The following is a 4,725-nucleotide window of genomic DNA, read 5'->3' as shown; positions in this document are numbered from 1 at the left end:
GGTGAATGCGTAATGTTTTGCTTTCGGGTTAACTAATAACTGTTAAGTAGCTAGGCATAATTAATTTAAAGACTGATATGAGGTGGTGGAGTAGTGAAGATAGGGAAGTAGGGGAGAAAAATAAGAATCCGTTATTTTATATTTAATTTCACCCAGCTACTTATTAAATAGCTAATAGCTAAAAGCTACGAACAGTAGTACTTGATATCTCATTACTCAAATCAACAACGCCTGTTAAAAAGCAAATTCAGATTTTATTCAGATTTTAGTTGTGTTATCACTCTTGAAAATTAAGATTAGTTGTCTGACAATATGAAAGCTTTAGAAAAGATTGTCAATTAGATAATTTCAATTAGAGATTGCCAGTCAGAATAGCTTTTAATACATCGAAGTGGTCATAAACTTGATGAGCAAAGAAAACACCGCCTAAACCACCTACAAAAAAGGCGATCGCGAATTGATTCCAACCACTTGTTGTTTTTAGTTCATTCGGTACATCTGGATTAACATTCGAATAGGTCGGAAAATCAGACCGCCATTCTTGATTGAATGAAGCTACACCATAAATAGCCAAACAGATAGTTAGAATTACAACTAATCCACAAGCACTAAGTAGACCAATGAGATTAGCTTGTTCGCTATTTCTTTGAGGACCCAAAAGAGCAAAAGAACCAAAGAGTAAATATCCGTGTGCCATGCCTATTTCTAAACCTCGCAACAGAGGAGAAAGTCCAGGGCGATAAAAGGGTATATTCTCCAATAGCCACTGACTAAAATCCGCAGAATTGAGAGGGGTTTTGAGATTACCTACAACAGGATTGTCTGAGACAACCAGAGAAACATCACGAGCATTAAAATCAAATTCCTTTCCACCAAGGAATGTTGGAAATACTTTGACGGTTAATTTCTTGAGGATTTTCCATTACGGCGGTCACAATTAAAACCTCCTTGTTTAATTATTGCTTCTATTTATCAATAAGCTTTTAAATAACTATACAGGTAAAATAAGTTTCTTGAGAATTATTTTCTTTTGCAGCTTAGAAAAATCTAATTAAAAATAGCCAAAAGAAAAGCTGTTTTATGCTAAAAGCTTTGGCTCTTAGTGCAAAGAGTTAGTTAAAATTAGGCTCTAACTATTGAACTAAGAGCTTGTGGGCGATACACAGGGTAGGCGTGACGGATACGACGTAAAGAGCTAATTCTTTAAAAAAGCCTAATCGCTTTTTTACTTTTATTAAGTTTCTTCAACACAAACTTGCAATTATTTATCAATAGTGCAAAATTAAGTTGTTGCTGGCTTATTGAAAATAATAACCAGTAACTAAATTAACAAAATTAATTAAAGAGGTTTCGTTTTGCAAACATACGATAAACCGCAAGTGAAGTACGATTGGTGGGCAGGAAATGCTCGTTTTGCCAATTTATCTGGCTTATTTATTGCTGCTCATGCTGCTCAGGCTGCATTGATAGTTTTCTGGGCAGGGGCGTTTACATTTTTTGAATTATCCAAATTCGATCCCACTCTACCAATGGGAGAGCAAGGGTTAATACTTATTCCTCATTTAGCTACTTTAGGCTTGGGCGTAGGTGAAGGGGGACAGGTTGTAGACACCTATCCGATGTTCGTAGTGGGTGCAGTACATCTAATCTCTTCGGCTGTATTGGGTGCGGGTGCGCTTTTCCATACTTTCAAAGCTCCAGCGAATTTAAAAGAGGCGAGAGGAAAAGCTAGCGATTTCCATTTTGCCTGGGATGATCCTCAACAACTAGGAATTATCTTAGGGCATCATCTCTTGTTTTTAGGCCTAGGTGCATTAGCATTAGTTGCTAAAGCAATGTTCTTTGGTGGACTCTACGATGTCAATATCCAAGCTGTGCGAGTCGTCACCGATCCTAGTTTAAATCCTGCGACTATTTTTGGTTATCAAACTCATTTTGCGTCGGTAGATAATCTTGAAGATTTAGTCGGTGGTCATGTATACGTGGGCTTTTTACTAATTGGTGGTGGGATTTGGCATATTATTACCCCTCCTTTGGGCTGGGCGAAAAAACAGCTAATCTTTTCAGGAGAGGCAATTTTGTCCTATTCCCTTGGTGGTATTGCTCTGGCGGGCTTTGTAGCTGCATATTATTGTGCGGTAAACACCCTAGCTTATCCCCCAGAATTTTATGGCGCACCTTTGCAAGTCAAATTAGGCGTTGTACCTTATTTTGTCGATACCGTAGCATTGCCACCTGGAGTTCATACCGCTCGCTGTTGGTTAGCTAACGCCCATTTCTTCCTGGCGTTTTTCTTCTTACAGGGTCATCTTTGGCATGCTTTACGGGCAATCGGCTTTGATTTTAAACAAGTCATTACAGCTTTAGACAATGCTGGAACTCCCCAATCAGGTGAATCTATGGTCGGCAAACCATCAGCATCACAGAAACCAGCTACAGAGGGGGCTGGGGATTAGGAAGTATTCCAACTGCATTGTTGTGATCGTGTTCTCATTTATAGCTTAGTGCAAATATCAGGTTGCATTGAGCTTTTCTTTTCTTTTAGATACAAATTGAAAAATATTTAAAACTTTAGAAGATATTATCGGCGGTCACATTTGGGTGGGAGTGGCATGTATTGTTGGCGGTGCTTGGCATATTGTTAAAGAGCCTTTTGGATGGGCAAGAAATTCTTTAACCTATAATGGACACGCCATACTTTCCTATAGTTTGGCAGGAGTAGCATTGATGGCATTTACTTCGGGGTACTTTGTCGCTTTTAACGACATTGCCTTTCCGACCGAATTGTATGGTGCGGATTTAGGACAGTTTTCAAAGGTACAGTTTACCCTTTGCGCTACGTTTTTGGTTGGTCATGTCTGGCACGCCCTTAAATCTAAAGATGAATATGGAGTTCTTAAGTGAGCAAGATAAGTTTAACGCCATTGTAGCTGGGTTTGTTGTTAGCGCGATCGCCGTTACCAGTCTTGCCTTACTTTCGGCAAAACCATAAAAGAATGATTAATAACGATTAATTATGTAATCAAGCCTTTTTTCTGGAAAGGCTTATGAAATACATCAAAGTTTGTTAAGTTGATCAGCCTTATTTCGTAAGATCTAATGTTGTTTTCTCGACATCGCGTAAAAAAGGAAAAACATAGCATCCCAAGGCGATCGCTAATTAATTACTTATTAGTTATTTAATTTAAAAGAAAGTAATTAAATTTATCAACAAGAATTTAACGATAGATAAATTACAAAATAGATTAATAATTAAACTTAAAGTAATATTAGTCTGCTGTTTTCTTTTTTTTGCGGTTTATTAAAGTCAATATATTATATAATTAGCAAATAAATAAATTTAAGTTTTTTGATTTAAAATACTCATAAATATGCCAGATATTGTTGATATTGCAGTGAATACAGAAGGATTTAGTACATTAGTTGCTGCTGTCACAGCAGCTAGCCTAGTTGAAACTTTAAAAACCCCAGGACCTTTTACAGTATTTGCTCCTACTGATGATGCCTTTGCCAAACTTCCCCCTGGCACAATTCAAACTTTAGTCCAAAATCCACCTCAGCTAGCAAGAATTCTAACTTATCACGTTGTTTCTGGTAAATTAACCAAAGCAGATTTAGCGAAGGTTGATTCGGTTATTTCGGTAGAAGGTTCACCTATTTCAATTAATTGTAATGGTGTTTTTGAAGTTAAAAATGCAACTGTAATTGCCTCAGATATTGAAGCAGATAATGGAATTATTCATGTTATTGATAACGTTATTTTGATGGGATAATTAGATATTTAATAATGGACATTATATTAATTAAAAACTGTCCATTATTAATCTAGATTTAAAAAAAGCGATTAAGCTCCACCTACCCTAGGGATCGCCACAATCGGACTAATCTCTTAATCTCTCAAAATTCCTAACGATAATCTGAAGATTGAATATTTGGTAACCGAGCTTCAGGGCGCAGGAAACGATCTAGCTGTGCTTCAAAAAAGGCTCGATTTTTTTGTAGATGTTCTGGATTAGAATCGTCTAGAGGATAAAGTAGCGCCTGACGTAAAGCTTGAATTACTGCCGAGGTAACATTATACATCGATCGCTGAAAGGTAACACCTAGTTGAATTAGGATATCGTCTTCTCCGCGACAGTGTTCTTGATAGTATTTCTGGAGGTAATCTGGCAGAAAATGGTACATATCATCCATTAATAAAGTAGGAGGAATACCCGCTGTCCCAACAGGGAAGACATCTGCGTATAAAATACCGTAATGAAAGTCTTTTTGGTCGCTAGGTACTTGTTTTGCCTGGGCATTATAAGATTTTGTCCCCCGAAAAGGAGCAGTGCGATAAAAAACCGCTTCGACATAGGGCAATGCTGCTTCATATAACCAAGTAAAGCCTTTTGACTTGGGGATAATTTCATAGCATTCATCCCCAATGTAGACATGATGGTAAATTGGTCTACCAGCGATCGCAAAAATGCCGTTAACTAAAAAGTCCATCGCATCGGGGACACCTTTAAACCCACCTTCATCATAAATATCAGACATTTCGAAGAAAACAGGCGCCATCACTTCCCAAAATAAACCGAGATTGGAATAGTAGGAAAGTTGTTTTACCTGTTCGACAAACATATCGGGGAACAGTTTATATAGCCCCAACATAACAGGATTACCTTTAAAATAAGCTTTAATCGCTTTGTCGGCATTGGCTCGATATTCCTCACTATCGAGATA

At 37.5% G+C, this 4,725-nt stretch carries 5 protein-coding genes; 3 read left to right on the top strand and 2 right to left on the bottom strand.

What is annotated here, in order from left to right:
- Positions 1-352 precede the first annotated feature (352 nt).
- On the bottom strand, positions 353-835 hold the full coding sequence (locus C7B62_RS24545; RefSeq protein WP_233220144.1) for a photosystem I reaction center subunit XI: 483 nt from the start codon (positions 833-835) through the stop codon (positions 353-355).
- A gap of 520 nt (positions 836-1,355) precedes the next feature.
- Here C7B62_RS24545 and C7B62_RS24540 point away from each other — a divergent pair.
- The 3 genes from C7B62_RS24540 (at position 1,356) to C7B62_RS24530 (ending at position 3,773) form a co-directional block, all read left to right on the top strand.
- Positions 1,356-2,456 (top strand): chlorophyll a/b binding light-harvesting protein, encoded by a 1,101-nt coding sequence (locus C7B62_RS24540; RefSeq protein WP_106243935.1) that lies wholly within the window; start codon positions 1,356-1,358, stop codon positions 2,454-2,456.
- Between the two features lie 151 nt (positions 2,457-2,607).
- Positions 2,608-2,904 carry a hypothetical protein gene (locus C7B62_RS24535; RefSeq protein WP_233220143.1) on the top strand — a complete coding sequence of 99 codons (297 nt, stop codon included), beginning with the start codon at positions 2,608-2,610 and terminating at the stop codon, positions 2,902-2,904.
- A gap of 467 nt (positions 2,905-3,371) precedes the next feature.
- Positions 3,372-3,773, top strand: a complete 402-nt coding sequence (locus tag C7B62_RS24530; RefSeq protein WP_106243931.1) for a fasciclin domain-containing protein — start codon at positions 3,372-3,374, stop codon at positions 3,771-3,773.
- A gap of 133 nt (positions 3,774-3,906) precedes the next feature.
- Here the strand turns inward: C7B62_RS24530 and C7B62_RS24525 are convergent.
- Positions 3,907-4,725 (bottom strand): CO2 hydration protein (locus C7B62_RS24525; RefSeq protein WP_146132210.1); only part of this gene is annotated, 819 nt, incomplete at its 5' end.

This window comes from Pleurocapsa sp. CCALA 161 (genome assembly GCF_003003995.1).
Taxonomy (GTDB): Bacteria; Cyanobacteriota; Cyanobacteriia; order Cyanobacteriales; family Xenococcaceae; genus Waterburya.
The sequence above is the reverse complement of the archived record's forward strand: the minus strand, read 5'-3'. Positions and strand labels throughout refer to the sequence as shown.

Excerpts from the sequence above, each read along its gene's own strand:
- C7B62_RS24530 (WP_106243931.1), top strand. The coding sequence starts at position 3,372 with ATGCCAGATATTGTTGATATTGCAGTGAATACAGAAGGATTTAGTACA.